The organism is Janthinobacterium sp. NKUCC06_STL, from assembly GCF_019345455.1.
In the GTDB taxonomy this organism is placed as follows: Bacteria; Pseudomonadota; Gammaproteobacteria; order Burkholderiales; family Burkholderiaceae_D; genus Janthinobacterium; species Janthinobacterium rivuli.
The window spans coordinates 345,277-370,112 of the sequence record NZ_JAHKQY010000003.1; the positions used below are offsets into that span (position 1 = coordinate 345,277).

Consider the following 24,836-nt stretch of genomic DNA (forward strand, 5'->3'; position numbering starts at 1 on the left):
AGGCGTGATGAAAGCCTTGATGATTACCCGTGACGCCAGCTTGCATGATGAAATCGCGGCGCAAGGCGCGGCCCGCATGCCCGTGCTGCGGCTGCTGGAGCGGCGCAGCGGCCTGCGCGACGCCGTCGAGCGCATGCTGCCCGAAGCGCCGGAACTGGTGATCGTCGACGCCAGCGGCATCGATGCCGACGAAGCCGACCTGCTCGAGCGCCTGGCGCGCCAGTATCCGCTGGCCGTACTGATGCTGCTCACGCGCGGCCAGCAGCAGGATGTGCTGATCCGCGCCATGCGCGCCGGCATGCGCGAAGTGCTGCAGCTGCCGCTGGTGCACAAGGCCTTCCACGAGGCGATGGACCGGGTCGATATCCAGGCCGGCGTGACGCAGATGCGCGACGGTAAAGTGCTCGCCTTCATCTCGTGCAAGGGCGGCAGCGGCGCGACGTTTTTGTCGACGAATTTTTCGTATGCGCTGGCCAGCCTGGCCGGCTGCAAGGTGCTGCTGATCGACTTGCACGGCCAGTTCGGCGACGCCACTTTATATGTGTCGGACCAGAAGCCGGCCATGACCTTGTCCGACATCTGCGCGCAGATCGCGCGCATGGATGGCGCCTTTCTTGCTTCGTGCCTGGTGCATGTGACGCCGAACTTCGGCGTGCTGGCGGCGGCCGACGACCCCGCGCACAAGGTCGACATGCAGCCCGAGCACATGGACCGCATCCTGGCCGTGGCGCGCCAGCACTACGACTACATCGTGCTCGACGTGGGACGCCAGATCGATGCGCTGTCGCTGCGCGCGCTCGACAACGCCGACGCCATCTATCCGGTGCTGCAGCTGGCCTTGCCCGACATCCGCGACGGGCGCCGCCTGCTCGACATTTTCCGCTCGCTCGGCTATCCGGGCGAGCGCCTGCGCCTGATCGTCAACCGCTATGAAAAGGGCGGGCGATTGCGTCTGGCGGACCTGGAGCAGGCGCTGGGCGCCGAAGTGGTGCACACGGTGCCCAACGATTACATCGCCGCCACCGATTCCGTCAACCAGGGCATCCCGCTGCTGCAGCTGTCGCGCACCAGCGCCGTGGCGCGCAGCCTGGCCGAGCTGGTGGAACTGGTGACGGCGCGCCGCGTGACGGAAAGCCGCGGCCTGTTCGACCGTTTGTTCAGCCGCAGCGAGTCCTAGGACCGCAATCGATGTCAAGGCTCCCGCCGGGAGCCATCATGGGAGCCAAGATGACTTTACGCGAACGCCTGGCGGCGAATGAAACGGTGCGCCCCGCCACGCATGGACAAGGCGCGCTGGCGCTGCACGCCTACCAGGAACTGAAAAAGACCATGCACCAGACGATACTTGACCGTATCGACCTGGAACGCTTGAAACGCCTGACGGCCGAGCAGTTCAAGCACGAGCTGGCGCTGCTGGTGCAGCGCGTGATCGAGGAAGAGCGCATCGTCCTGAACCAGCACGAGCGGCATAGCCTGGTGCTCGACATCCAGCACGAGATGCTGGGCTTTGGCCCGCTCGAACCCTTGCTGGCCGATGCCAGCGTGTCCGATATCCTCGTCAATACCTGCGACAAGGTGTACGTGGAGCGGGGCGGTCGGCTGCAGCTGACGGACGTGACCTTCCATGACAATGCGCACCTGATGAAGATCATCGAAAAGATCGTCTCGCGCGTGGGCCGGCGCGTCGACGAATCGAGCCCGATGGTCGACGCGCGCCTGCCCGATGGCTCGCGCGTGAATGCCATCATTCCGCCGCTGGCCGTCGATGGCCCGATCCTGTCGATCCGGCGCTTTGCCGTGCAGCCTTTGACGATCGCCAACCTGCTTGATTACAAAAGCCTGACGCCGCCCATGGTGCAGGTGCTGCAGGCGCTGGGGCAGGCCAAGGTCAACATCCTGATCTCGGGCGGCACGGGCAGCGGCAAGACGACCCTGCTCAACGTGCTGTCCGGCTTCATCCCCGGCAGCGAGCGCATCGTCACGATCGAGGATGCGGCCGAACTGGCGCTGCGCCAGCCGCACGTGGTGCGCCTGGAAACGCGTCCGCCGAATATCGAGGGCAAGGGTGAAGTAAGCCAGCGCGCGCTGGTGCGCAATGCGCTGCGCATGCGGCCCGATCGCATCATCCTGGGCGAGGTGCGCGGCGCCGAGGCGCTCGACATGCTGCAGGCGATGAACACGGGCCATGAAGGATCGCTGGCGACGATCCACTCGAACACGGCGCGCGACGCGCTGGCGCGGCTGGAAAACATGGTCGGCATGGCCAGCGTGAACCTGACGCCGCGCGCCACGCGCCAGCAGATCTGTTCGGCCGTGACGGTGGTGATGCAGGTGTCGCGCCTGACGGACGGCGCGCGCAAGCTGGTCAGCCTGCAGGAGGTGACGGGCATGGAAGGCGACATCATCGCCATGCATGAAATTTTCCGCTTCGAGCAGACGGGCGTCGATGCCGACGGCAAGGTACTCGGTCACTTTTGCGCCACGGGCGTGCGGCCCCGCTTCACGGAACGCCTGCGCATGTTTGGCGCGCCCGTGCCAGACAGCGTCTTCGACCCCGACCGCATCTACGAATAGGAGGCAGCATGGACCTGGTCTTCTACGGCTTTGCCGTGCTGCTGTTCGCCGCCTGCATCCTGATGGTGGAGGGGGTCTGGCTGTGGTGGTCGGGCACGCACGGCAGCGCGGCGCGGCGCATCAACCGGCGCTTGCGGCTGATGGCGGCGCGCGGCGAGGCGGGCGGCGAGCGGGTGTCCATCCTCAAGCAGCGCCGCTATGCGCGTGCACCCGGCCTCGAACGTTTGTTGCGGCGCATGCCGCAGGCGGCAAAGCTCGACCACCTGCTGCTGCAATCGGGCTTGTCCTGGTCGGTGGCGCAGTTCCTGGGCGGCGCGGGCGCCTTGCTGCTGCTGGCGCTGCTGTGGCTGGCCATCTGGCCCATGCCGCTGCCGGGCGCCTTGCTGCTGCTGGGCGTGGCCGGCGGCGGGCCGTGCATGGTCGTGCTGCGCGCGCGTGCGGCGCGGCTGAAAAAGATCGAGGCGCAATTGCCGGAAGCGGCCGATTTCCTGGCCCGCGCGCTGCGCGCCGGGCACTCGTTTTCGAATGTGCTGCAGATGGTGGGCGATGAACTCAATGAGCCGATCAGCGGCGAATTCAAGATGGCGCATGAAGAAATCAATTACGGCGTGCCGATGAACGAAGCGCTGCAAAACCTGGCCGCGCGCATTCCACTGACGGACTTGCGCTACCTCGTCATCGCCGTGCTGGTGCAGCGTGAATCGGGCGGCAATCTGGCCGAGGTGCTGGTCAGCATCGCGCGCATCATCCGCGCCCGGCTAAAACTGCTGGGGCAGGTGCGCGTGCTGTCGGCCGAGGGGCGCATGTCTGCCTGGGTGCTGGGCTTGATGCCGGTGGTGATGATCGGCGTCATGGCGCTGGTCAACCCGCAATACATCCGCCTGCTGTGGACCGATCCCAGCGGCATCAAATTGCTGTGGTACGCGGCCGGCATGGTGGCATTGGGTGTCGTGTGGATGCGCCATGTAATCCGCATCCGTATCTAACGTGGAGAAAACGCCATGACTGGCCCGCAACTGCTGTTCCTGTTGATCGTCTTTGCCGTGGTGGTGGCGCTGGCCCTGCTGGCATGGGTGATCTTCTTTCCCGGCACCTTGCGCCAGCGCTTGTTCGGTTCCATGGCGCCGGCCGCCAGCGAGGCGGTGGCCGACTCTGGCTGGGTGGAGAGGGTGGCGCGCGTGGCGCAGCCGTTCAGCAAGCTGTCGCTGCCGGAAGAGGGCTGGGAGCGCTCGCCGCTGCGCACGCGCTTCATGAACGCGGGCTGGCGCCAGGCCAGCGTGCCGGCCCTGTATTTTGCGGCGAAAACCGTGCTGGCCCTGCTGTTTCCCACCGTGCTGGGCCTGTACGCGGCCAGCGCCATGGCGGTGCAGCTGCGCAGCGTGCTATTGCTGCTGCTGTGCGTCAGCGCCACCGTCGGCTACTACCTGCCCAACCTGGTGCTGGCCAGCACGGCCAAGCGGCGCCAGCGCGACATCTTTGAAAACATCCCCGATGCGCTCGACTTGCTGACTGTGTGCGTGGAAGCGGGCCTGAGTCTGGAGCGCGCGCTCGTCAAAGTGTCGGGCGAAATCCACATCAAGAGCGTGGTGCTGGCGCAGGAATTGCAACTGGTGCTGATGGAAATGCGTGCCGGCTTTTCCAAGGAAAAGGCGCTGCGCAACCTGGCCTTGCGCAGCGGCGTGGAAGATGTCGACACCCTGGTTGCCATGCTGATTCAATCGGAACGCTTCGGCACCAGCATGGGCGATTCGCTGCGCGTGCATTCGGAAAACCTGCGCGGCAAGCGCAGCCTGCTGGCCGAGGAGGCGGCAGCCAAGATCGCCCTGAAACTGCTGTTCCCGCTGATCTTTTGCGTCTTTCCCACCCTCATGCTGGTGCTCATGGGGCCGGCCGTGATCGAAGTCTATCGCGTGCTCGTGCCGGCCATGGCCAGCCGCTGAAAGGAGTCACCATGCGCTTGATGATTTCCCGCCTGGCCGCCGCCTGTGCCTGTCTGGGCCTGGCCGCCTGCACCACGCAGCTGGCCCGCGCACCGCTGCCGCAGTGGCCTGACGCCGATGCCGCCTATGCGGCGGGGCGCCAGTATTTTGACGCGGGCGACCTGCCTGCCGCGCAAGCGGCGTATGAGCAAGCCTTGCGCGCCGCGCCGCGCCACGTGAATGCGCGCAACGGCCTGGCCGTGCTGCATGCGCAGCGCGGCGAACACGATGCGGCGATCGCCCATTGGCTGGCCTTGACGCGGGAGGCCAGTCCGCCGCAGCCGCGGCAGGCGTATTTGTTCAGCAATCTCGGTCACGCCTATTCCCTGAGCGGGCGCGATGCGCAAGCGCTGATGGCGCTGGAACAGGCGTGCCTGCTCGATCCGCTCAATGCGCTGGCCTGGCAGCACCTGGCGCAAGTGCTGGAACGGCTGGGACAGCACGCGCGCGCGGCCGTCATGCGGCGTCAGGCGCAGAGTCTGCAGGAACACGACCTGCGGCGCGACCTGGCCGTCTTGCGCAAGGAGGCGCCGCAGAAGGAAGCGCCCGTGGCCGCGCCGCTGCAGGATGCGCCCGCCATGGCGCGCATCGACATCACGCAAACCGACGGCATGGCGCGCCTGCAGCGCGTGCCGGCCGCCGCGCGCGGCGTGCCCGCTGCCACTGCCATGGCGGAGCGGTCCATGCCGGCTGCTGCCGTGCCCCGTCCGCGCCTGGAAATTGTGAACGGCAATGGCGTGCCCGGCCTGGCAGCCGCGCTGGCGCGCAGTCTGACCGGTGGTCCCGTGCAGGTTGTGCGCCTGGCCAATGAAACCAGCTTCCAGGTGGCGCGCACGCGCGTCGAATACCGGCCCGCGCAGGAGCAGGCGGCGCGCCAGCTGGCCCGCCAACTGGGGTTGCAGATACAAACCCAGGTGCAGACCCAGGCCGCCGATTGTCCCGCCAGCGAGCTGCGCCTGGTATTGGGGCGCGACCTGAGCGATCCAGCCATGCTGCACCGCTATTATCTGCAGCAGCTGCAACTGGCGCGCCAGGCGCTGGCGCGGCTCGGTTAACAGGGTTTTTGTCGGCATAAAAAACGCGGCGCCTTTGCGGGCGCCGCGTGTTTTTCATGCGGCTGCTTATTTCGGCTGGCGGCGCGTAAAAGCCAGGGCGGCCAGTCCCGCGCCCAGCAGGAACAGGGTGCCCGGTTCCGGTACTTGCAAGGGATCGATGACGACGATGTCGGTGCGCGTGGACTTGGAAAAGTTCAAGGTGTAGCTGCCGGCCGGCAGGGCGAAATTCGAAGTCAGGGAAAACATCGCAAAGCCATTCGTGAAGGCGCGCCCGGTGGCCGGGTCGTTGGTGCCGGCCGTCATGTTCAGGCTGAACGGGTCGAGGCTGCCGACCGTATGGTTGCCGTTGACGTCGCTGCCATTGTTGGCATCGCCATCGGGCGCGAACTGGAAGATCACGCCGTCGGCATTCGCGTTCGACAGGCAGCCCACGGGACTGGAATTATTGCACGAGATATTGAAGATATCCATGATCGACACGCTCGACTTGTCGCCCATGGTCGTCACGCTGGTGCGCAGGTCGCGCCGACCCATGAAGCTGAAGGTGATGAAGCCAGCGCTCGACAGGGTCAGGTTGACGGAGCCGGTGAGCGTGTCGCCAGCCGTGGACGTGGCGGCACCGACCGTGTTGCGTTGTGCTTCCGCAACGGCGCGCACGGTGGAGCCGCCATTGAGCATATTGCCGAAGGCGTGTGCATCGCCGCGGGCGAATTCCAGGGTGGAACTGGGGCTGGGTGCGTAATGATTCTGCGGTAAACCGCCGCAGCCACCGCCCGAACACACTTGCAGCACGTCGGCGTTGGCGGCCGGGCCCGTATTGACGGCGCGCGGATTGACGGCCACGCCACCTTCGAAGAAGGCGCTGTCGCTGGCATTGCGGTTGGCGCCGGCCAGCGACAAGGTGCCGGCACTGGTGGTGATGCGGAAATTGTTCAACTCATTGACGGCCAGGCCGTACGCGCCAGCCTGCGCCTGACCGCTGGCCAGCAGGCTTGCCGCCGCCAGTGCGCCCAGCCAGCCCAGCGTCTTGCTTCGTGTGTGATTGACGTTCATCGCAGCCTCTTATCGTGGTCAGTCTCGGAAAATCCGGGGGATAAAGAATCCAGAATGACTTGCCTGGATTCATCTCGTAGACAGGGATAAGCAGCTTGCGTGCCACACAAAAAAAGCATATTGAATCAAACACTTGCGTAAAGCGGACTGAACTGGAAAGGACAAAGTGTAAGAAAGGCCGACGCCAGCCGCCTCAGGTGCCCTGGTGATAACCGATGTGGCCGCCGGCATTGCGCGCCACTTCCTCGCCTTCCGCCAGTTTCTAGTTGGTAATCGTCGTGGCCGCAATGCCGCCGCGGCGCTTGCGCCAGATCAAAGGTGCGGCACAGCGCCTCTCGCCGATCATTGCCCGGTAAAATAGGCCATGGCAAACAAAACCCCCACCTTCCCCGGCGCACGCACGGGCCGCGGCCAGGTTCTGGCCGTGCTGCTGTCGAACCGCGACCAGTCCGGCGCCGAACCGCTGCAAGGCCGCGTCTCGCTGGCCGCCATCGTCAAGGCGCTGAAACGCAAATACCACTGGCCGATTGAAACACACAGCTTTCCCGCCAACACGCAGGACGGCCGCGCCAGCTGGGCGACCGTCTACAGCTTGCCGGAAAAGGTCATCGAGACCGCGCTGAACAGCGGCGGCCGCGAGTGGCTGGAAAGCCGGGGAGCGGTCGGGCGGCGGTGAATGCGCCGCAGTACGCTATTCGAGCCGGAAGCCGACCTTGAGCGTGACCTGGAAGTGCGCCACCTTGCCATCGACGATATGGCCGCGCGACTCGGTCACTTCATACCAGTCCATGTGCTTGACCGTCAGCGCCGCCTTGGCAACGGCATCGCGTATCGCCTGATCGCTGCTCTCGGTCGACGTGCCAACCAGTTCGATCAGCTTGTAAGTATGTGCGGACATGATATTTCCCCAGGTAGGCAAGCCAGACATCGGGAGCCTGCTTTGCGCAAGCACATGCGCATCTTGCGCCTAAATGTGCCGGACGTCATTGCGCGGTGCAGCAATGCGTCGCGCCAGCCGAAAGTCCTTCCCTTCAGGCTGGCGGCATCCGTTGAAGGACGGCCGCTGAAGCAAGCAGGCCGCCCAGAATTTTGTCGGCCACCTTTTCCGAAAACCCCACAGGCAGTTCGCTGCGGACCTTGTCTACGACCGCAGGCGTGCGTGCAATGAAGTCCTGCAGCAGCGGCTCCGCGCTCACACCGTAGCCGACCTCTTTGGCTGTGCTGTTGAAGTGGCGCCGCTCGATGCCATGCGCCAGGTAGTGCCGGTTGTTACCGAGCAGCGCCATTGCCAACTTGAGTTTACGTTCGCTCCACTGATTCGGCCCTGGGCCGATAACCGGGTAGGCGGACATCACATCATAGATGGGCGTCAGCTTGAATCGTCCCGCACCAGCGAGGAGCTGGATACTGAAGTTTTTGGCGTGGCCATCCGGCGCACGCAGCATCCAGAACAGCAGTTGGGATGCCATGAGCGTGTGCATATCCGCGGCGCTATCCCGCGATTGCTGCAGCAGGGTGAACATCTGTTTGAGCCCCGGGCCGCCGTCATTTTCATATTTCAGCAGCGGCGATGTTCCAGTGGCCTGGCAAAAGTCTTCTTGAACAAGCCGGAACAGCTGCTTACCGTTGGCCGAGCGCGTGCGGTCGAAGCGCTCGACGACGAGCACGCGTTGCGCGCCAAACGTCGCAATCTCGGCATTGGCCGTGGGCAGTCCGAATTCCTTGAACAGGCGCAGGCACAACCATTCGTTATCGACCGACGTGGTGAAGTCGGCCCGCTTCCCGCCCACCATCCCGATTGGAAGCTTGAAGATGTGTGTCGTCGGCGTGGCGCCGCGCGGCTTCATCCATTTTCCATCCCACCAGAGGAATGCGTCCTTCTCCTGCGCCCCGGCGAGCGAAATGCGGAAGTCGTCGTCGGCGTCATCGACGGCGCCATGCCGCTCCAGGCTCACCACTTCAAGCAGGTGGCGCTCGATGTCTTCCTCGCTGACGGTGATGCCGTCAACATGAACAAGTTTTTCCGGTGTGGCACCTTCCGGCAGCAGTTGCAAGGCGCCTACGCAGTCCCGGCCAACGGCCGCGAGCAGGTCGAAAGAGTCGAGCGAGCCTGTCTTGAAGCGGGTCGCAACACGCTTACGAATGATGTCGCTGTCCGGCAGCAAGCCCTCGAAGTAGTTCGAGACATTGGCGCCCTTCAGCGGCTCACCGTGCATATTGAACGGCAACGACAGCGAGATGGGGCGACCAAGCCTGGATTGGCGCCAGCCGACGTCGTACGCCAGTTCGGAGTCCCCATTGGCGTTGATCGTCCAGCGGCCGACGTAGTCGCCATTGGCCCAGAGGTGCAGTGTTTGGCTATGTGAGCGGCGACCCATGGCTACCACTCCGCCGAGCTGCTGGCCGTGGATGTATCGCGCTCGCCCAAGTACAACTCCAGCTCGAGGGCCGAACACCAGCTCAGCAGCTGCTTGACGCTGATTTCGTCGGCATGGCTTTCGAGGTAGGAGATGCGATTCTGGCTCAAGCCGACATGAGTTGCGATGGCCGCCTGGGTGAGCTTGTGCCGCTTGCGAGTCGATACGAGCAGTTGGCCGAGCTGTGACGCGGTGAGCAGAAGTAGGGAGGTGGGTGCGAAAGACATTTCAAATATCCGCTATTCAGATAAACAAATTTTATCTGATATTCGGATAAAGTCAATATATCTGAATATCGGATAAATCGAATTTATCTGCATACCGGATATTTCATGCGGAAGTATATGAATGATAAGCATCAGCCATGGACATAGCTTTAGCGGAGGGGGGATTGCAGCAAATGTCCCAGAAACGGCAAAGGGTTATAGATAAGATATCTATAACCCTTTGATTTACTGAATATTCTTGGTGCCGACTGCCGGTTTCGAACTGGCCACCTGATGATTACAAATCAACTGCTCTACCAAATGAGCTAAGTCGGCAAAAACTGCGCGTTGCGAATTATACGCTATTTAATGCGTGTCAGGGTCGGGCGGCCGCCTTTTTTTGGTGGCTCGTCGTCGCCTGGCGTGGCGTTGTCGCGTTGTTCGGGGGAACTGGTCGGCACGGACGACAGGGTCGGGGCGCTGGCGGCCGGGGCGATCGCTGGCGGCGGGACGTCGGCGGAGGCAGGGCTGTCCGTCGGTTGCGCGTCGGGATCATCGTTGCCCAGCACGGGCTCGAAAGCCATGCCCTGGCCGTTTTCGTTGGCGTAGATGGCCATCACGTTGTCGACCGGCACGTAGATTTCGCGCGAGACGCCGCCAAAGCGGGCGTGGAAGCGGATGGCGTCGTTGTCCATCTTCAGGCCGCTGGTGGCGCCGAAGCTGATGTTGAGCACGATTTCGCCCTTTTTCACGTATTCCATCGGTACCGTGGTGCGCGAATCGACTTTGACCGCGAGATAAGGCGTGTAGCCGCTGTCGGTGCACCACTCGTAGATGGCGCGCAGCATATAAGGTTTGGTTGAGATTTCAGACATGGTAGGCACTGTGAGGCGGGAGCGCCCCCCGTCAAGCATGAGGCGGGCGCACCGGTAATTCAAAAGACTGGCTGCTGACGCAAGATATCCCGGCAAGCGCTGCCTGCCGGGAAGATCTTTTAACGACGCATCACTTTTTCCGAAGGAGTGAGTGCTTCGATATAGGCCGGACGCGAGAAGATGCGTTCGGCGTATTTCATCAGCGGTGCGGCCGTCTTCGACAGTTCGATGCCGTAGTGGTCCAGGCGCCACAGCAGCGGCGCGACAGCCACGTCGAGCATCGAGAATTCGTCGCCCAGCATGTACTTGTTTTTCAGGAACAGTGGCGCCAGGGTCGTCAGGCGGTCGCGGATTTCCGCGCGTGCCTTGTCGTGGGCCTTGTCGTTGCTCTTGGCGCGTTCGCTTTCCAGCACGTGCACGTGCACGAACAGTTCTTTCTCGAAATTGAACAGCATCAGGCGCGCGCGGGCACGCATCAGCGGATCGGCCGGCATCAGTTGCGGATGCGGGAAGCGCTCATCGATGTACTCGTTGATGATGTTCGATTCATACAGGATCAGTTCGCGCTCGACCAGGATAGGCACCTGGCCATACGGGTTCATGGTCGAAATGTCTTCCGGTTTGTTGAACAGGTCGACGTCGCGCACTTCGAAGTCCATGCCTTTTTCAAACAGGACCAGGCGGCAGCGTTGCGAAAATGGGCAGGTTGTACCCGAATAGAGAACCATCATTTTTTATAGTTCCTTAGAAACAAAGGGGGTGAAGCCGCGAACGGCTCACCCCAGGTCGCTTGTCCACTCATGCGGACAACGCAGAAACAGGCATAAACCGGCCTATGGCCGGCGCCTCACTTATTTGACTTCCTTCCAGAACGACGCGTTAAGGCGCCATGCCAGCAGAGCAAAGACCGACAGGAACAGCAGCACCCACACGCCCAGGCGTTTGCGTGTCTGCTGTGCCGGTTCGGCCATCCACTCCATGTAGCCGACCAGGTCGGCTACCGCATTGTCATACTCGATCTTGTTCAACGTACCTGGCTTGACCTGCTCGAAGCCGGCAAATTTGTGGATCTTCTTGCCAGCGTCGTGCGGATCATTCTCTTCCACGAACTTGGCAGACTGGACACCTTGCAATTCCCATAATACATGCGGCATGGCAACATTCGGCACGACCATGTTGTTCCAGCCGGTCGGACGAGTGTCGTCTTTATAGAACGTACGCAGGTAAGTATACAGGTAGTCGCCGCCTGTGCCAGCGGAAGATGATTTCGCGCGCGAAATTACCGACAAATCCGGCGGTACGACGCCAAAGAAGGCCTTGGCGTCCTGCGGTGCCAGGCTTGTCGTCATCAGGTCGCCGACTTTATCGCCGGAGAACAACAGATTCTGCTTGATCTGGTCTTCCGTCAAGCCCAGGTCTTTCAGGCGGTTGTAGCGCATCGACACGGCGGCGTGGCAATTCAGGCAATAATTGACGAACAATTTGGCGCCATGTTGCAGCGCCGCCATGTTGGTCTGGCGGTCAGGAGCCTTGTCCAGCGGAAAGCCGCCTTCGCTGGCGAGAGCCATGGCAGGCACGAAGGCCAGGATGGCGAGCAGTTTTTTTGCAATCTTCATATGATGTATGTCCTTTGAGCGTGGCGTGAGAGCGGCTTAGTGCGGGTGAAACGTCACACGCGACGGCACGGTCTTGAACTTGCCCATTGCACTCCACCATGGCATCAGCAGGAAGAAGCTGAAGTAAATCAGGGTGCACACTTGCGACACGATGGTTTTCGCATCCGTAGGCGCCTGGGTCCCGAGGTAGCCGAGGATCAGGAACGACAGGCCGAAGATGGCGTACACATATTTGTGCCAGGTCGGACGGTAGCGGATCGATTTCACGGGCGAATGGTCGAGCCATGGCAGGAACGCCAGGATCACGACGGAACCGCCGAAGAACACCACGCCCCAGAATTTCGCGTCCAGCACCTGCGGCAGCATGCCGATGATGGCGACGATGGCGATGCCGGCGATGATGGATTTGACCGTCGTCGACAGGCGCGACTTGAGCCAGATGAACACCACGTAGGCGGCCACGACACCCATCAGCACGTACATGAAGTCGGCCGTGGTGGCGCGCAGCACCGAGTAGAACGGCGTGAAGTACCAGGTTGGCGCGATGTGCAGCGGGGTCTTCAGCGAGTCGCCCGGCAGGAAGTTGTTGTATTCCAGGAAATATCCGCCCATTTCCGGCGCGAAGAAGACGACGGCGCTGAAAATGACGAGGAAGATCGATACGCCGAACAGGTCATGCACGGTGTAGTACGGATGCGACGGAATCGAATCGACCGGGTGGCCATCGGCGCCCAGGTTTTCTTTCACTTCGATGCCGTCCGGATTGCTCGAGCCGACTTCATGCAGGGCGATCAAGTGCGCTGCAACCAGGCCCAGCAGTACCAGCGGGATAGCGATCACGTGGAAGGCGAAGAAGCGGTTCAGGGTGGCGTCGGAAACAACGTAGTCGCCGCGGATCCACAGCGACAGGTCAGGGCCGATCAGCGGGATGGCGCCAAACAGATTGACGATCACTTGGGCGCCCCAGTACGACATCTGGCCCCATGGCAGCAGGTAGCCGAAGAACGCTTCGGCCATCAGGCACAGGAAGATGGCGAAACCGAACAGCCAGATCAGCTCACGTGGCTTGCGGTACGAGCCGTACAGCAGGGCGCGCGTCATGTGCAGGTAGACGATGATGAAGAAGGCCGAGGCGCCCGTCGAGTGCATGTAGCGCACCAGCCAGCCCCACGGTACTTCGCGCATGATGTACTCGACGGAATTGAAGGCCAGGGCCGCATCCGGTTTGTAGTGCATGGTCAGGAAGATGCCAGTGACGATCTGCAAGACCAGCACCAGCATGGCCAGCGAGCCGAAGATGTACCAGAAATTGAAGTTTTTCGGGGCGTAGTACTTGCCCCATTGGTCGTTCCACAGCTTGGTCAGGGGAAAGCGGTCATCGACCCAGCCCAGCGCTTTTTCGGCGACGGGAGCGTCTGCCGGGAATTTCGTCTCTTTGAAAGCAGCCATGATCAAGCCTCGCCTTTCTCGTCTTTACCTATCAGCAATTTGGTGTCGCTCAGATACATATGACGCGGCACTTGCAGGTTGTCCGGCGCCGGCTTGTTCTTGAACACGCGGCCTGCCATGTCGAAGGTGGAGCCGTGGCAAGGGCACAGGAAGCCGCCTTGCCAGTCATCGGGCAGCGACGGTTGCGGGCCGGGGGTAAATTTCGAGGAAGGGGAGCAGCCCAGGTGGGTGCAGATGCCGACGGCGACGAGAATTTCAGGCTTGATCGAGCGTGCCTCGTTCATGCAGTATTCCGGCGTGAATTCGGCGGGATTGCGCTGCGAATTGGCATCGGCGACCTTGCCATCGGTTTGCTTGAGCGACGCGATCATTTCCGGCGTGCGCTTGAGGATCCAGACCGGCTTGCCGCGCCATTCGACGGTGCGCATTTCGCCGGGTTGCAAGGTGGTGATGTCTACTTCGACCGGCGCGCCAGCCGCTTTCGCGCGCTCCGACGGCTGGAAGGTGCTTACCAAGGCTCCCGCGGTTGCCAATCCAACTACACTGCCCGCCGCGCACGTGGCGACGAGCAAGCCGCGACGGCCTGAATCGACCTGCTTTTCGTTACTCATGCAAACCCCAATCAGTCAAAATGCGAATCTTTATTATGAGTGGCAGCCGCGAAAAACCCGTCGCCGAAGCTCTATCCCACTGATTGCCGCAACCCGCATCTTTGTACGGTAAAGTGGCAACATCCCTGCGGAACTTCGGACTATGGCGCAGCCCGTGCCAGTTTCTTGTTGATTATCCGGAAGTGAAAAAGCCACTTCTGGCAACCGCAAATTATAAGTGAAGCAAACAACGAATAAAACAAAAACGTTGCTTGTACCATAATTTATATACTTTTGCAGGAGGTGGCTAGTTCTTTCGAACTAGATGCGCACGCCTGTGCCGGAATTGGTCTCGCCAACAACCACAAGTTGGTGTCACCAGGAATCAATAGTATGATCGGCATGTTTTTATATCTATCCGAAGGAGAAATTCATGGCAATGATGCAAGAATTTAAAGAATTTGCAATGAAGGGTAACGTCGTCGATCTGGCGGTCGGTGTCATTATCGGTGGCGCCTTCGGCAAGATTGTCGATTCCCTGGTGCAAGACGTGATCATGCCGCCCATCGGCCGCATTTTCGGCGGCCTCGATTTCGCCAATTACTACCTGCCCCTGAATGGCCAGGCCACCACCCTGACCCTGGTGGAAGCGAAAAAAGCGGGCGCCGTGCTGGCCTACGGTAATTTTTTGACCATTTTGCTCAACTTCGTCATTCTGGCTTTCATCATCTTCCAGATGGTACGCCTGATGAACAAGGCCCGCCGCAGCGAACCGGTCGCGCCGGCGCCAGCGCCAGTCACGCCGGAAGACATCGTGCTGCTGCGTGAAATCCGCGACTCCCTGCAGCAGAACGCACGCAACGGCGGCGATCTGGCAAAATAAGCCGTTCCGGCACCGGCCGGCTGACTTGGGCAGAGAACTGTATGCGACGATTCTGGTTATTGTTTGCGCAAACCGTGACGATCGCGTTGGCGCTGTATTTTGTGTATGGCGCGCTGCGCCCGGCCAGCCGGGTACAGCAGCTGGGTTCTCCCGCGAAACCGGTGCCCGTGGTGGAAACGGCGTCCAGCAGCCTGGCGCCCGGCTCCTACCGCGACGCGGCGGCGCGCGCCATGCCCGCCGTCGTCAACATCCTCACCCTGCAAGTGCCCAAACGCGGCGCCCATCCGCTGGCGCGCGATCCCTTCTTCAAACGTTTCTTCGGCGACCGCGACCCGGACGACGGGGATGACGACGACTTGAAAAACAGCCTCGGCTCCGGTGTCATCGTCAGCCATGAAGGCTATGTGCTGACCAACAACCACGTGGTCGAAGGCGCTGACGAAATCGAAGTGGTGCTGACCGATGGCCGCAAGGCGCCCGCCAAGGTGGTGGGCCTGGATCCGGAAACGGACCTGGCCGTCATCAAGATCGACCTCGACAAGCTGCCCGTCATCGTGCTGGGCCAGTCGGAACTGGCGCGCGTGGGCGACGTGGTGCTGGCCATCGGCAACCCGTTCGGCGTGGGCCAGACGGTGACCATGGGCATCATCTCCGCCCTGGGCCGCAACAACCTGCACATCAACAGCTTTGAAAACTTCATCCAGACGGATGCGGCGATTAACTTCGGCAACTCGGGCGGCGCCCTGGTCGACACGCGCGGCAATCTGATCGGCATCAATACGGCGATTTACTCGCAAAGCGGCGGCTCCGTCGGCATCGGCTTCGCCATTCCCGTCTCGACGGCCAAGACGGTGATGGAATCCATCATCAAGGATGGCCACGTGGTGCGCGGCTGGATCGGCGTGGAAACGCAGGACATCACGCCGGAACTGGCGCAAAGCTTCAACTTGCAGCGCACGAGCGGCGCCATCATCGCCGGCGTGGTGCGCAACGGCCCGGCCGACAAGGCGGGCATCGTGCCCGGCGACATCCTGCTGACGGTGCAAGGCAAGCCCGTCGGCGACACGACGGAAATGCTCAATCTGATCGCCCAACTGCCGCCCGGCGAAAAAGCTAAAATGACGGTGCTGCGCAAGAATCGCGAAGCGGCACTCGACGTGATGGTGGGCAAGCGCCCCATCCCGAAAGAGCTTTCCAAATAGTTGCTGATCGGAATTTGACACATGCATGTGCGTGATTTGACCCAATTTTTACGTGAACTGAGCGACAACAACAACCGTCCCTGGTTTGTGATGAACAAGCCCCGCTACGACATCCTGCGCGAGGAATTTCTCGCTTTGGTGACGTCACTCATTGCTGAACTCGGCAAGTTCGACCTGGCCGTGAAATACTGCAATCCAAAGAAGGCTTTGTTCCGCATCAACCGCGACGTGCGTTTCGCGCACGATAAAAGTCCGTACAAGACGCGTTTTTCGGCCGCCATCGCGCCGAACGACATGCGCCGCCCCAGCAAGGCGGGCGGTCCCACGTATTACCTGCAGATCGACGGCCAGGGCAATTTGCTGTTCGGCGCCGGCGAATACATGCCGCCACCGGGCCGCCTGAAGGCGTTGCGCGAACACATGGTCAACGATGCGCCAGGTTTTTCCAAAGTGCTGAAAAATAAGCGTTTGAAGGCCCGCTTCGGCACCATCCAGAACGAGGGCAAGCTGCAGCGCCCGCCGAAGGGTTTCGATGCGGACGCCGAACATATCGAATTCATCAAGCTGAAAAGCTTTTTTGTCTGGACCGAAGTGCCGCTGCCCGTCAACGCCCCCGAGCAACTGCTGCCGACCCTGGCGGAAGGCTTGAAGGATGCGTGGCCGCTGGTCGAGTGGATGCGCGGCGCGAAAGAGCCGGAGGAAGTCACCGAGTAACTGCTGAAGGAGCACATGATGGCACTGGAGCACGCAAGTTCAGGACAGGTGATCGAGGTGCTGCGCAGGGACGGCGACGACCTGTCGCAGTTTTCCGCCATCGCGCTGGCCAAGACGGATGAGCTGGAACTGATCCGCATGTGCATGCCCAAAGGCAAGACCATGCCCGAGCATCATGTACTCGGCGAGATCACATTGCTGTGCCTGCAAGGGCAGGTGGCGGTGGAGGCGCATGGCGGCGTGCAGGTGCTGGGACCGGGGCAGATGCTGTATTTGCTCGGCGGCCAGGCACACGCCCTGGAAGCGCGCGAAGACAGTTTATTGTTGCTCACCATACTCATGCACAAGGCGGGGCGCTAGTTTTCCTGGCGCATCAGGTCGCCTTAGGCCGCCTCGGCGCGCGGATCGCGCGACAGCAGCTGCTGCACCATCACGTGCGGCAAGTCCCCATCGAACAGCACGCCGGCCACCGCGTTGGTGATCGGCATGTCGACGCCCATGCGGCGCGCCAGTTCGCGCACGGCCTTGGCGCAGGGCACACCTTCGGCCACGTGACCGAGTTCGGCCACGATGGTCTCCAGCGCCTTGCCTTGCGCCAAACCCAGACCGACCCGGCGGTTGCGCGACAGGTCGCCCGTGCATGTCAGAATCAGATCGCCCATGCCCGTCAAGCCCATGAACGTTTCCGTCTGGCCACCCAGGGCCGTGCCCAGGCGCGTGATTTCCGCCAGGCCACGCGTGATCAGCGCGGCGCGCGCATTCAAGCCCAGGCCCAGGCCGTCGGCCACGCCGGTGGCGATCGCCAGCACGTTCTTGACGGCGCCGCCCACTTCCACTCCCACCAGGTCCTCGCTCGCATATACGCGGATGGTGCCGCCATGCAAGGCCGAGACGACGGCGCCGCGCAAGGCGGCATTGTGCGAAGCGATGGTCAGCGCGCACGGCAAGCCGCGCGCCACTTCCTGCGCGAACGAGGGGCCGGACAGGGCGCCGCCGGGGATAGTGTCGCCCAGCACTTCCTGCACGATCTGGTGCGGCAGCAAACCCGTGCCGCCTTCAAAGCCTTTACACAGCCACACGAGGTTGCCGATGGCCTTGTCTTTCAACTGGTGCAGCATGGGCCGCAAGCCCGCCACGGGGCAGGCGGCGATCAGGAGGCCGTGTTCGCCAGCGGCGTGCGCGACGGCGGCGTCGAAATCGGCACTGATGCGCAGTTGCGGCGGCAATGGGAAACCGGGCAGATAACTGTTTTCACCGCTGGCGGCCATGGCGGCCATGGCGTCGCCGTTGCGGCCCCACAGCAGCACATCGTGGCGGCCGGCCAGGGCCATGGCCACGGCCGTGCCCCAGGCGCCGGCGCCCAGGATGGTGATCTTGCGGGCGGCGGGAATATGATCGGGAGTGACTTCAGGAGAAACTTGCATGCAACCTCAACGGGGCAGGGGGAACGGACGCGGTGCTTACAGGCCCCACACTTCGCTGGTCTTGACGTAGCCGCTCTGGCCATCCTTGTGGCGCACCTTGACCCAGCCTGAGCTCGGCTGCTCGCTCATTTCCAGCAGCACGCCCTTGTCGACGAGGAGGATGGCGGAGGCGGTGTCGTCGGGGCTGGCGCGAACCTTGAGGTTCGCGGCGCGCGCCACGACGTTGCGCTTGGCCGACAGGCCCTTGGCTTCCGTCCAGGCCATTTCGCCGCTGGCGTCGCGTACCTTGACCCATTCGCCGTAGCTGAGCACGACTTCCAGCGGCATGCCGCGTGGCGCCACGTACAGCTTGCCGCCCTTGGAGGATGGCGCGTCGTACAGGATCACGGGAGCGGCGCCCACCGTTTTGAAATCGACGGCGTGGCTGGCGGCGGTCGCCAGCAGCAGCACGGCGCCGGCCATCCAGCGGAACTTGCTCAAGAGCGCACTTTTCAACATGATATTTTGAACCTTAACGAAACACGGCGGCCAGGCCGCCGTTTCTTACCTGCAGTATAGAACACTCACAAAACCGTCGCGAGCGGCAGTGCATTGTGGCCGAGAAGCGCAGCTGTGCTAGAGCACAGCGAGCATCGCAGGCCGCAAGGCGCGCCGCGCAGCAGGTTTGGTGAGATGTTCTTAGTGCGTTTCGCTGGCTGCTGGTGCTGCTGCAGCGGCGTCAGCAATAGCTTGCAGACGTTGTTGGTAGAACACTTCGAAGTTGATCTCGGCCAAATGCACTGGCGGGAAGCCGGCACGGGTGATCACGTCGGCGATGTTGGCGCGCAGGTAAGGGTAGATGATGTTCGGGCAGCCGATTCCCAGCAGCGGATCGAGTTGATCGGCAGGAATGTTGCGTGCTTCGAAGATACCGGCTTGCTTGCCTTCAACCAGGAAAGCGACTTTTTCGCCGACTTTGGCGGTGACGGTGATGGTCACGGTGGCTTCGAAGATGCCGTCGGCCAGAGGCGCAGCGCCCACGTCCAGTGCCACTTCGATGGCTGGTGCTTCTTGTTCCAGGAAAATAGCTGGGGAATTTGGTTGTTCCAGCGACATGTCTTTCAGGTAGACGCGTTGGATTTGGAAGACTGGTTGCAGATTTTCGTCGGACATGGAACGCTTTCGTTGTAAAGGACAAGAACGGCACACCGTTCAAATATGGTACTTGCGGTATTCAAACCGCGCCGGATAGGCACGGCCAGATCAGGTGCGAGGGCAATTGTATCAAAACCATACGACAAAAAACCAAGCAATTTCTCGAACCCGCTTTATATCAGGCTGCCGTGCCATTTAACAAGGGGTCCAGCTTGCCGGCTTGATCGAGCGCATACAAATCGTCGAATCCGCCCACGTGGGTATCGCCCACATAGATCTGCGGCACCGTGCGGCGGCCCGTGCGTTCCATCATCTTGATGCGCTCTTCCGGGTCGAGGTCGACGCGGATCTTTTGCACGGTCACGCCCTTCGATTCCAGCAGGCGCTCGGCGCGCACGCAATACGGGCACACGGCGGTGCTATACACAATTACGGGTACGGTCATGATGATTATTCCTTCAGTTAATGCCAGCTTATTTCGCCAGCGACAAGGTTTTCAATGGCAAACCTTGCTTTTTCCATTCGTCGAGGCCGCCTTCCAGGCTCGTTGCCTCAGCGAAACCGGCTTTGCCCAGCAGGCCAACGGCGGTTGCCGAACGCGAACCTTTCTGGCAAACCACTACAATGGGGCGCGTTTTGAATTTTTCCAGCTCGCCCACGCGTTTTGCCAGTTCCGGCAGCGGAATATTTTTTGCGTCAGGCAAGTGGCCCGTGGCGAATTCTTCCGTGCTGCGCACGTCGACGATGATGGTCTTGCCGCGGTTGATCAGTTGCGTGACTTCCAGCACGGTCGCGCGCTTGCCGCGCATCGACAACAGTGGCCAGAGGAGGGCGCCGCCGGAAATAATGACGATGGCAAACAGAAAAATGTGGTCGATAATGAATTTCACGTAGGGTCCAATGGTTTAAGTCAATCCGCGCATTATAAAATAGAAGCTGGACGAGGTCTTTTTACGTTTTGCTTTTTTGATTTGAACCCCTTGAGAAGATAGAACTATGTACAAAATCGTTTTCATGCGTCACGGCGAGTCCACCTGGAACCTCGATAACCGCTTCACCGGCTGGACCGACGTCGATCTGACGGAAAAGGGCGTCAACGAAGCCAGGGCCGCCGGCCAGATCCTCAAGCAGGAAGGTTTTACGTTCGACGTGGCCTACACTTCCGTCCTGAAGCGCGCCATCCGCACCCTGTGGCTGGCGCTCGACGAGATGGACATGATGTATTTGCCGATCAAGAACGACTGGCGCTTGAACGAGCGCCACTACGGCGCCCTGCAAGGCCTGGACAAGGGCGAGACAGCCGCCAAGTATGGCGACGAGCAAGTATTGGTATGGCGCCGCAGCTACGATACGCCGCCGCCGCCGCTGGAAGCGAACGACGACCGCGCCTCGTTCAACGATCCGCGCTACGCCGGCTTGCCGCAAGCGTCGATTCCGCTGACCGAATGCCTGAAAGACACCGTGGCGCGCGTGATGCCGGCCTGGGATGAAGAAATCGCCCCGGCCATCCGTGCTGGCAAAAAGATCATCATTTCGGCCCACGGCAACAGCCTGCGCGCGCTGATCAAGATGTTAGACGGCATCAGCGACAGCGACATCGTCGGCCTGAACATCCCGAACGGCCAGCCGCTCGTGTATGAACTGGACGCCGACCTGAAACCGATCCGTCACTACTACCTGGGCGACCCGGCAGCGATTGCGGCAGCGCAAGCAGCCGTGGCGAACCAAGGGAAGGCCAAGTAACTTGTCGTCTTTCTTCCGCGGCACAGCCATCGCCCCCTCTGCTGATCGACCCCTGCCGGCGTGGCGCGCCGGTGCCATGCTGTGCCTGGCGCTGCTGCTTTCCAGCGGTGCCGCGCAGGGCGCCAAGCCCACCGAACGCAGCAAGCAGAAGGCGGCCGCGGAAGCACAACGTGCTGGATTGCAACAAAAGCTGACGGCGCTCAAGCGCGACATCAGCCGTACGGAAAGCGCCAAGGATGACGCGGCCGATACCCTGGCTGAGTCGGAAGAAGCCATTTCCAACGCCAACCGCGCCTTGCGCGACCTGGCGCAGGAACAAAGCGAGACGGGTGTGAAACTCAATGCGCTGGGGCAAGAGCACCAGCAATTGACGGCCACCGTCGAAAAACAAAAGGCACAGCTGTCAAAGTTGCTGCGTGAACAATATGTCGCCGGCAACGAAGACCGCATCAAGCTGCTCTTGTCGGGCGATAACCCGAACCGCATCAACCGCGACCTGCAATTGATGGCGTATGTATCGCAGGCGCAGGCGCGCCTGCTGGAAGCCTTGCGCGCCAACTTGCTGGCCGTGGAGAAAAACCAGGCGGACGTGCAGAACGCCAAGGATGAGCTGGAAGAAATCGCGCAGGAAGAGCGCGACCAGAAAGCCCTGCTGGTGCAGGAGAAGGCGCGCCGCGCCGCCTTGCTGACGAGCTTGTCGCAACGCCTGGTGGCGCAGCGCAAGGAAGTGGGCAATGTCGAGCGCGACGAACAGCGCATGGGTAACCTGGTCGACAAGCTGGCGAAACTGATCGAAGAGCAGGCCGCCGCCGCCGCGGCTGAAAAGAAACGCCAGCAATTGCTGGCCGAACAGCGTGCCGCCGCCAAAGCGGCCGCCGACGCCAAGATTGCGGCGGAAAAACGCGAACGCCTGCTGGCCGCGCGCGCCAAGGCCGCCCAGGCCCAGGCCGAACGCGAACGCCTTGCAAAAGAGCAACAAAACAAATCGGGCAAGATCAAGCCGCAAACGCCGCCACCGCCGCCTGTGAAACTGGAACCGATCGACGACGACGAGCCGCCGCAAGTGGCCAAGGTGGCGCCTAAACCGGAACCCAAGCCCGAACCGGAGCCGGAACGCCCGAGCCTGGGCCCGGCCGCGCCAGCCGGCGCCTTTGCCAGCCTGAAAGGGCAGCTGCGCGCCCCCGTGGCCGGCAAGATTGCCGCCCGTTTCGGCAGCAAGCGCGGTGACGGCCCCAGCTGGAAGGGCGTGTTCATCCGCACGGGCGAAGGCAGCGAGATCCACGCCATCGCCGGCGGCCGCGTCGTGTTTTCCGACTGGCTGCGCGGTTTCGGCAATTTGATCATCGTCGACCATGGCGGCCAGTACATGAGCATTTATGGCAATAACCAATCCCTGCTGAAAAGGGTGGGCGACGCCGTCAAGGGCGGCGACGCCATTGCCAGCGCGGGCAACAGCGGCGGCAACGAGGAATCAGGGCTATACTTTGAATTGCGTCATCAGGGCCGCGCCTTCGACCCCGCCACCTGGGTGAAGTTTTAAGTTCCCACCATTGCTGCGGCAGCGAATTTGTAGATTGCGAAGAATACATGGGTATCAAAGTCAAAAGTATCGGCCTGATCGGTCTGGGCGTCCTGGCCGGTATCGGCATGTCGCTGCAGTTCCCGGCCGTGGCGCAAAAAATCACGAATGCCCCGCTGCCGCTCGACGAGCTGCGCCAGTTGTCCGACGTTTTCGGCCTGATCAAGTCCGATTATGTCGAGAAGGTGGAAGACAAGAAACTTTTAACGGAAGCCATTTCCGGCATGGTCGCGTCGCTCGATCCGCACTCCGTGTATCTGGATAAGAATGCCTTCAAGGAAATGCGCGAAAGCGTGCAGGGCAAGTTTGTCGGCATCGGCATCGAAGTGAGCATGGAAGACGGCTACGTGAAAGTCGTCTCGCCCATCGAGGACAGCCCCGCCGCCAAGGCCGGCATTCTGGCGGGCGACCTGATCACCCGTCTCGACAATATCCCGCTGAAGGGCTTGCAGCTGGAAGAAGTCATCAAGAAAATGCGCGGCCAGCCTGGCACCAAGCTGGTGCTGACGATGTCGCGCAAGGGCGAAAGCAAGCCGCTGGTGTTCCCCATCGTGCGCGAGGAAATCCGCGTGCAAAGCGTGAAGGCCAAGATGGTCGCGCCTGGCTATGCCTGGCTGCGCATCGCCCAGTTCCAGGAACCGACCGTCGATGACATGGTCAAAAAGATCAACGCGCTGTATGCGCAAGACCCCAAGCTCAAGGGCCTGGTGCTGGACTTGCGCAACGATCCCGGCGGCGTCGTGCCGGGCGCCATCGGCGTGGCGACAGCATTCCTTCCGGGTAACTCCGTGATCGTCTCCACCAAGGGCCAGTTGCCCGAGTCGAAACAGGTGTTTTATGGCCGCCGCGAATTCTATGCGCCGCCGGGCGCCAAGGCCGATCCGCTGGCCAAGCTGCCGGCCGCGCTGAAAACCGTGCCGCTGGTGGTGCTGGTCAATGCCGGCTCCGCGTCCGCCTCGGAAATCGTCGCCGGCGCCTTGCAGGATTACCAGCGCGCCACCGTCATCGGCACGCAAACGTTCGGCAAGGGTTCCGTGCAAACCTTGCGCCAGATCACGGCCGACACGGCCGTCAAGCTGACGACGGCCCGCTACTACACGCCGAAAGGCCGGGCCATCCAGGCGCGCGGCATCGTGCCGGACTTGCTGGTCGATGAAACGGCCGAAGGCGATGGCTGGAACAGCCTGCGCATCCGCGAGGCGGACCTGGAAAAACACTTGAGCAGCAACGATGGCAAGCCGGAAGCGGCCAAGCCGACCATGGAAGGCATGCTGGATCAGCTGGAAGAAGAGCAGCGCCTGATCGCCACGGCGAAAAAGCGCAAGCCGCTCGAATACGGCGCCAAGGATGATTTCCAGCTGCAACAAGCCTTGAACCACTTCCAGGGCTTGCCGGTACAGCTGGCCAAGGCGGACGCCAAGGTTGACAAGATCGGCGCCAAGCCGGAAATCGCTTCCGACATCAAGGCCGATGACAAAAAGATTCCTGTACAAAAACCGTAGTCGCCGCCATGAACGACCATCAATTGCTGCGCTACTCGCGCCACATCCTGCTGGATCAGATCGGCATCGAAGGCCAGCAAGCCTTGCTCGACGCGCATGTGCTGGTGATCGGCGCGGGCGGGCTGGGCTCGCCGGCCGCCATGTATTTGGCCGCCAGCGGCGTCGGCAAGCTGACCCTCGTCGATGACGATACGGTCGACCTGACCAATCTGCAGCGCCAGATCGCCCACACGACGGCCCGCGTGGGCCAGCCGAAAGTGCTGTCGGCGCGCGAGACCTTGACCGGCATCAATCCCGAGATCGACATCGTCGCCTTGCAGGAGCGCCTCGACGGCGCGCGCCTGGCCGAACTGGTCTTGTCCAGCACGGTGGTGCTCGACTGCACCGACAACTTTGCCACGCGCCACGCCGTCAACCGCGCCTGCGTGGCGGCCAGGGTGCCGCTGGTGTCGGGCGCCGTGATCCGTTTCGACGGGCAAGTGAGCGTGTTCGACCCGCGCACGGGCACGCAGCCATGCTATTCCTGCCTGTTTCCGCAGGAGCAGCAGTTCACGGACGAAGCGTGCTCGACCATGGGCGTGTTCGCGCCGCTGGTGGGCGTGGTGGGCGCCATGCAGGCGGCCGAGGCGCTGAAACTCATCATGGGCGTGGGTGTATCCTTGGCCGGACGGCTGCTGCTGCTTGACGGTTTGCACATGGAATGGAGCAGCATGCGCGTCGCGCGCGACCCCGGCTGCGCCGTTTGCGGCGAAGTGGTCTTGCCGGCCTGACAGGCCTCGCAGAAATTTTTCCCTATATGACAGGCTTTGTCATATTTCCGCTTTATACTCTGCACTCATTA

Annotated in this window: 28 protein-coding genes and 1 tRNA gene; 14 read left to right on the forward strand and 15 right to left on the reverse strand. The window is 61.9% G+C overall.

What is annotated here, in order from left to right; translation table 11 throughout:
• Positions 1-7 precede the first annotated feature (7 nt).
• Genes KO539_RS14115 through KO539_RS14135 form a run of 5 tightly spaced genes read left to right on the forward strand, consistent with a single transcriptional unit; the run spans position 8 to position 5,608 of the window.
• Entirely contained in the window at positions 8-1,177 is a 1,170-nt protein-coding gene (locus KO539_RS14115; RefSeq protein WP_035823743.1) for an AAA family ATPase, read from the forward strand.
• A 50-nt stretch (positions 1,178-1,227) separates the two neighbouring features.
• Positions 1,228-2,574 (forward strand): CpaF family protein, encoded by a 1,347-nt coding sequence (locus tag KO539_RS14120; RefSeq protein ID WP_219310259.1) that lies wholly within the window; start codon positions 1,228-1,230, stop codon positions 2,572-2,574.
• Positions 2,575-2,582: 8 nt separating this feature from the next.
• A complete protein-coding gene (locus tag KO539_RS14125; RefSeq protein WP_219310261.1) occupies positions 2,583-3,560 on the forward strand; it encodes a type II secretion system F family protein in 978 nt (325 codons plus the stop codon).
• A gap of 15 nt (positions 3,561-3,575) precedes the next feature.
• The gene (locus KO539_RS14130) at positions 3,576-4,514 is read left to right on the forward strand and encodes a type II secretion system F family protein (protein ID WP_219310262.1); all 939 of its coding nucleotides are present in this window, start codon (positions 3,576-3,578) and stop codon (positions 4,512-4,514) included.
• Positions 4,515-4,525: 11 nt separating this feature from the next.
• Entirely contained in the window at positions 4,526-5,608 is a 1,083-nt protein-coding gene (locus tag KO539_RS14135; RefSeq protein ID WP_219310271.1) for a LytR C-terminal domain-containing protein, read from the forward strand.
• A gap of 66 nt (positions 5,609-5,674) precedes the next feature.
• On the opposite strand, the gene KO539_RS14140 is transcribed toward KO539_RS14135, so the two are convergent.
• Positions 5,675-6,661, reverse strand: a complete 987-nt coding sequence (locus KO539_RS14140) for an EDSAP-1 family PEP-CTERM protein (RefSeq protein WP_176390659.1) — start codon at positions 6,659-6,661, stop codon at positions 5,675-5,677.
• Between the two features lie 364 nt (positions 6,662-7,025).
• On the opposite strand from KO539_RS14140, the gene KO539_RS14145 reads away from it, so the two are divergent.
• A complete protein-coding gene (locus KO539_RS14145; RefSeq protein WP_099401218.1) occupies positions 7,026-7,337 on the forward strand; it encodes a hypothetical protein in 312 nt (103 codons plus the stop codon).
• A 15-nt stretch (positions 7,338-7,352) separates the two neighbouring features.
• Here the strand turns inward: KO539_RS14145 and KO539_RS14150 are convergent, their stop codons facing one another.
• The 9 genes from KO539_RS14150 to petA form a co-directional block, all read right to left on the reverse strand.
• A complete protein-coding gene (locus tag KO539_RS14150; protein WP_070258640.1) occupies positions 7,353-7,559 on the reverse strand; it encodes a dodecin in 207 nt (68 codons plus the stop codon).
• A gap of 133 nt (positions 7,560-7,692) precedes the next feature.
• Positions 7,693-9,039, reverse strand: coding sequence for a type II toxin-antitoxin system HipA family toxin (locus KO539_RS14155; RefSeq protein ID WP_219310273.1), 1,347 nt, complete (start codon positions 9,037-9,039; stop codon positions 7,693-7,695).
• Positions 9,040-9,041: 2 nt separating this feature from the next.
• Entirely contained in the window at positions 9,042-9,305 is a 264-nt protein-coding gene (locus KO539_RS14160; RefSeq protein ID WP_099401220.1) for an XRE family transcriptional regulator, read from the reverse strand.
• A gap of 239 nt (positions 9,306-9,544) precedes the next feature.
• Positions 9,545-9,620 (reverse strand) — tRNA-Thr (locus KO539_RS14165).
• Positions 9,621-9,646: 26 nt separating this feature from the next.
• Positions 9,647-10,159 carry a ClpXP protease specificity-enhancing factor gene (locus KO539_RS14170; RefSeq protein ID WP_219310275.1) on the reverse strand — a complete coding sequence of 171 codons (513 nt, stop codon included), beginning with the start codon at positions 10,157-10,159 and terminating at the stop codon, positions 9,647-9,649.
• Positions 10,160-10,278: 119 nt separating this feature from the next.
• On the reverse strand, positions 10,279-10,890 hold the full coding sequence (locus KO539_RS14175) for a glutathione S-transferase N-terminal domain-containing protein (protein WP_010394154.1): 612 nt from the start codon (positions 10,888-10,890) through the stop codon (positions 10,279-10,281).
• Positions 10,891-11,010: 120 nt separating this feature from the next.
• Positions 11,011-11,775 carry a cytochrome c1 gene (locus tag KO539_RS14180; protein WP_035823818.1) on the reverse strand — a complete coding sequence of 255 codons (765 nt, stop codon included), beginning with the start codon at positions 11,773-11,775 and terminating at the stop codon, positions 11,011-11,013.
• Positions 11,776-11,811: 36 nt separating this feature from the next.
• The gene (locus KO539_RS14185) at positions 11,812-13,224 is read right to left on the reverse strand and encodes a cytochrome bc complex cytochrome b subunit (protein WP_219310277.1); all 1,413 of its coding nucleotides are present in this window, start codon (positions 13,222-13,224) and stop codon (positions 11,812-11,814) included.
• A 2-nt stretch (positions 13,225-13,226) separates the two neighbouring features.
• Positions 13,227-13,835 (reverse strand): ubiquinol-cytochrome c reductase iron-sulfur subunit, encoded by a 609-nt coding sequence (petA, locus tag KO539_RS14190; RefSeq protein WP_176390655.1) that lies wholly within the window; start codon positions 13,833-13,835, stop codon positions 13,227-13,229.
• A gap of 412 nt (positions 13,836-14,247) precedes the next feature.
• Between petA and mscL the strand changes: the two genes are divergently transcribed.
• The 4 genes from mscL to KO539_RS14210 are packed head-to-tail and all read left to right on the forward strand — an operon-like array spanning position 14,248 to position 16,973.
• A complete protein-coding gene (gene mscL, locus KO539_RS14195; protein ID WP_099401222.1) occupies positions 14,248-14,697 on the forward strand; it encodes a large conductance mechanosensitive channel protein MscL in 450 nt (149 codons plus the stop codon).
• Positions 14,698-14,738: 41 nt separating this feature from the next.
• Positions 14,739-15,899 (forward strand): Do family serine endopeptidase, encoded by a 1,161-nt coding sequence (locus KO539_RS14200; protein WP_219310279.1) that lies wholly within the window; start codon positions 14,739-14,741, stop codon positions 15,897-15,899.
• Between the two features lie 21 nt (positions 15,900-15,920).
• Positions 15,921-16,613, forward strand: a complete 693-nt coding sequence (locus KO539_RS14205; protein ID WP_219310281.1) for a DUF2461 domain-containing protein — start codon at positions 15,921-15,923, stop codon at positions 16,611-16,613.
• Positions 16,614-16,628: 15 nt separating this feature from the next.
• Entirely contained in the window at positions 16,629-16,973 is a 345-nt protein-coding gene (locus KO539_RS14210; RefSeq protein ID WP_235432792.1) for a hypothetical protein, read from the forward strand.
• Positions 16,974-16,996: 23 nt separating this feature from the next.
• Here the strand turns inward: KO539_RS14210 and KO539_RS14215 are convergent, their stop codons facing one another.
• The 5 genes from KO539_RS14215 to KO539_RS14235 form a co-directional block, all read right to left on the reverse strand.
• Positions 16,997-18,037: an NAD(P)H-dependent glycerol-3-phosphate dehydrogenase gene (locus KO539_RS14215; RefSeq protein ID WP_219310283.1), complete on the reverse strand. Its 1,041-nt coding sequence runs from the start codon at positions 18,035-18,037 to the stop codon at positions 16,997-16,999.
• A 36-nt stretch (positions 18,038-18,073) separates the two neighbouring features.
• The gene (locus KO539_RS14220; protein ID WP_219310285.1) at positions 18,074-18,535 is read right to left on the reverse strand and encodes an SH3 domain-containing protein; all 462 of its coding nucleotides are present in this window, start codon (positions 18,533-18,535) and stop codon (positions 18,074-18,076) included.
• Positions 18,536-18,715: 180 nt separating this feature from the next.
• Positions 18,716-19,189: a protein-export chaperone SecB gene (gene secB, locus KO539_RS14225; protein WP_034783580.1), complete on the reverse strand. Its 474-nt coding sequence runs from the start codon at positions 19,187-19,189 to the stop codon at positions 18,716-18,718.
• A gap of 160 nt (positions 19,190-19,349) precedes the next feature.
• A complete protein-coding gene (gene grxC / locus KO539_RS14230; protein WP_219310287.1) occupies positions 19,350-19,616 on the reverse strand; it encodes a glutaredoxin 3 in 267 nt (88 codons plus the stop codon).
• Positions 19,617-19,644: 28 nt separating this feature from the next.
• On the reverse strand, positions 19,645-20,061 hold the full coding sequence (locus KO539_RS14235) for a rhodanese-like domain-containing protein (RefSeq protein ID WP_219310289.1): 417 nt from the start codon (positions 20,059-20,061) through the stop codon (positions 19,645-19,647).
• 106 nt (positions 20,062-20,167) lie between these two features.
• Between KO539_RS14235 and gpmA the strand changes: the two genes are divergently transcribed.
• The 4 genes from gpmA to KO539_RS14255 all read left to right on the forward strand — a co-directional run bounded on the left by gpmA (position 20,168) and on the right by KO539_RS14255 (position 24,765).
• Positions 20,168-20,914, forward strand: coding sequence for a 2,3-diphosphoglycerate-dependent phosphoglycerate mutase (gpmA, locus tag KO539_RS14240; RefSeq protein WP_035823826.1), 747 nt, complete (start codon positions 20,168-20,170; stop codon positions 20,912-20,914).
• Positions 20,915-20,990: 76 nt separating this feature from the next.
• A complete protein-coding gene (locus KO539_RS14245) occupies positions 20,991-22,454 on the forward strand; it encodes a murein hydrolase activator EnvC (RefSeq protein WP_099401227.1) in 1,464 nt (487 codons plus the stop codon).
• 47 nt (positions 22,455-22,501) lie between these two features.
• On the forward strand, positions 22,502-23,995 hold the full coding sequence (locus KO539_RS14250) for a S41 family peptidase (protein WP_219310291.1): 1,494 nt from the start codon (positions 22,502-22,504) through the stop codon (positions 23,993-23,995).
• 8 nt (positions 23,996-24,003) lie between these two features.
• Entirely contained in the window at positions 24,004-24,765 is a 762-nt protein-coding gene (locus KO539_RS14255) for a molybdopterin-synthase adenylyltransferase MoeB (protein WP_219310293.1), read from the forward strand.
• Positions 24,766-24,836 lie beyond the last annotated feature (71 nt).

What these genes read in the sequence shown, in the direction of transcription:
- KO539_RS14145 (WP_099401218.1), top strand. Translation starts at nt 7,026, where the DNA reads ATGGCAAACAAAACCCCCACCTTCCCCGGCGCACGCACGGGCCGCGGC.
- KO539_RS14130 (WP_219310262.1), top strand. Translation starts at nt 3,576, where the DNA reads ATGACTGGCCCGCAACTGCTGTTCCTGTTGATCGTCTTTGCCGTGGTG.
- KO539_RS14250 (WP_219310291.1), top strand. Translation starts at nt 22,502, where the DNA reads ATGGGTATCAAAGTCAAAAGTATCGGCCTGATCGGTCTGGGCGTCCTG.
- secB (WP_034783580.1), bottom strand. Translation starts at nt 19,189, where the DNA reads ATGTCCGACGAAAATCTGCAACCAGTCTTCCAAATCCAACGCGTCTAC.
- KO539_RS14125 (WP_219310261.1), top strand. Translation starts at nt 2,583, where the DNA reads ATGGACCTGGTCTTCTACGGCTTTGCCGTGCTGCTGTTCGCCGCCTGC.
- KO539_RS14255 (WP_219310293.1), top strand. Translation starts at nt 24,004, where the DNA reads ATGAACGACCATCAATTGCTGCGCTACTCGCGCCACATCCTGCTGGAT.
- KO539_RS14155 (WP_219310273.1), bottom strand. Translation starts at nt 9,039, where the DNA reads ATGGGTCGCCGCTCACATAGCCAAACACTGCACCTCTGGGCCAATGGC.
- KO539_RS14200 (WP_219310279.1), top strand. Translation starts at nt 14,739, where the DNA reads ATGCGACGATTCTGGTTATTGTTTGCGCAAACCGTGACGATCGCGTTG.
- KO539_RS14220 (WP_219310285.1), bottom strand. Translation starts at nt 18,535, where the DNA reads ATGTTGAAAAGTGCGCTCTTGAGCAAGTTCCGCTGGATGGCCGGCGCC.
- KO539_RS14160 (WP_099401220.1), bottom strand. Translation starts at nt 9,305, where the DNA reads ATGTCTTTCGCACCCACCTCCCTACTTCTGCTCACCGCGTCACAGCTC.
- KO539_RS14205 (WP_219310281.1), top strand. Translation starts at nt 15,921, where the DNA reads ATGCATGTGCGTGATTTGACCCAATTTTTACGTGAACTGAGCGACAAC.
- petA (WP_176390655.1), bottom strand. Translation starts at nt 13,835, where the DNA reads ATGAGTAACGAAAAGCAGGTCGATTCAGGCCGTCGCGGCTTGCTCGTC.
- KO539_RS14150 (WP_070258640.1), bottom strand. Translation starts at nt 7,559, where the DNA reads ATGTCCGCACATACTTACAAGCTGATCGAACTGGTTGGCACGTCGACC.
- KO539_RS14135 (WP_219310271.1), top strand. Translation starts at nt 4,526, where the DNA reads ATGCGCTTGATGATTTCCCGCCTGGCCGCCGCCTGTGCCTGTCTGGGC.
- KO539_RS14115 (WP_035823743.1), top strand. Translation starts at nt 8, where the DNA reads ATGAAAGCCTTGATGATTACCCGTGACGCCAGCTTGCATGATGAAATC.
- KO539_RS14210 (WP_235432792.1), top strand. Translation starts at nt 16,629, where the DNA reads ATGATGGCACTGGAGCACGCAAGTTCAGGACAGGTGATCGAGGTGCTG.
- KO539_RS14140 (WP_176390659.1), bottom strand. Translation starts at nt 6,661, where the DNA reads ATGAACGTCAATCACACACGAAGCAAGACGCTGGGCTGGCTGGGCGCA.
- KO539_RS14180 (WP_035823818.1), bottom strand. Translation starts at nt 11,775, where the DNA reads ATGAAGATTGCAAAAAAACTGCTCGCCATCCTGGCCTTCGTGCCTGCC.
- KO539_RS14215 (WP_219310283.1), bottom strand. Translation starts at nt 18,037, where the DNA reads ATGCAAGTTTCTCCTGAAGTCACTCCCGATCATATTCCCGCCGCCCGC.
- KO539_RS14175 (WP_010394154.1), bottom strand. Translation starts at nt 10,890, where the DNA reads ATGATGGTTCTCTATTCGGGTACAACCTGCCCATTTTCGCAACGCTGC.
- KO539_RS14245 (WP_099401227.1), top strand. Translation starts at nt 20,991, where the DNA reads ATGCTGTGCCTGGCGCTGCTGCTTTCCAGCGGTGCCGCGCAGGGCGCC.
- KO539_RS14120 (WP_219310259.1), top strand. Translation starts at nt 1,228, where the DNA reads ATGACTTTACGCGAACGCCTGGCGGCGAATGAAACGGTGCGCCCCGCC.
- KO539_RS14185 (WP_219310277.1), bottom strand. Translation starts at nt 13,224, where the DNA reads ATGGCTGCTTTCAAAGAGACGAAATTCCCGGCAGACGCTCCCGTCGCC.
- grxC (WP_219310287.1), bottom strand. Translation starts at nt 19,616, where the DNA reads ATGACCGTACCCGTAATTGTGTATAGCACCGCCGTGTGCCCGTATTGC.
- mscL (WP_099401222.1), top strand. Translation starts at nt 14,248, where the DNA reads ATGGCAATGATGCAAGAATTTAAAGAATTTGCAATGAAGGGTAACGTC.
- gpmA (WP_035823826.1), top strand. Translation starts at nt 20,168, where the DNA reads ATGTACAAAATCGTTTTCATGCGTCACGGCGAGTCCACCTGGAACCTC.
- KO539_RS14170 (WP_219310275.1), bottom strand. Translation starts at nt 10,159, where the DNA reads ATGTCTGAAATCTCAACCAAACCTTATATGCTGCGCGCCATCTACGAG.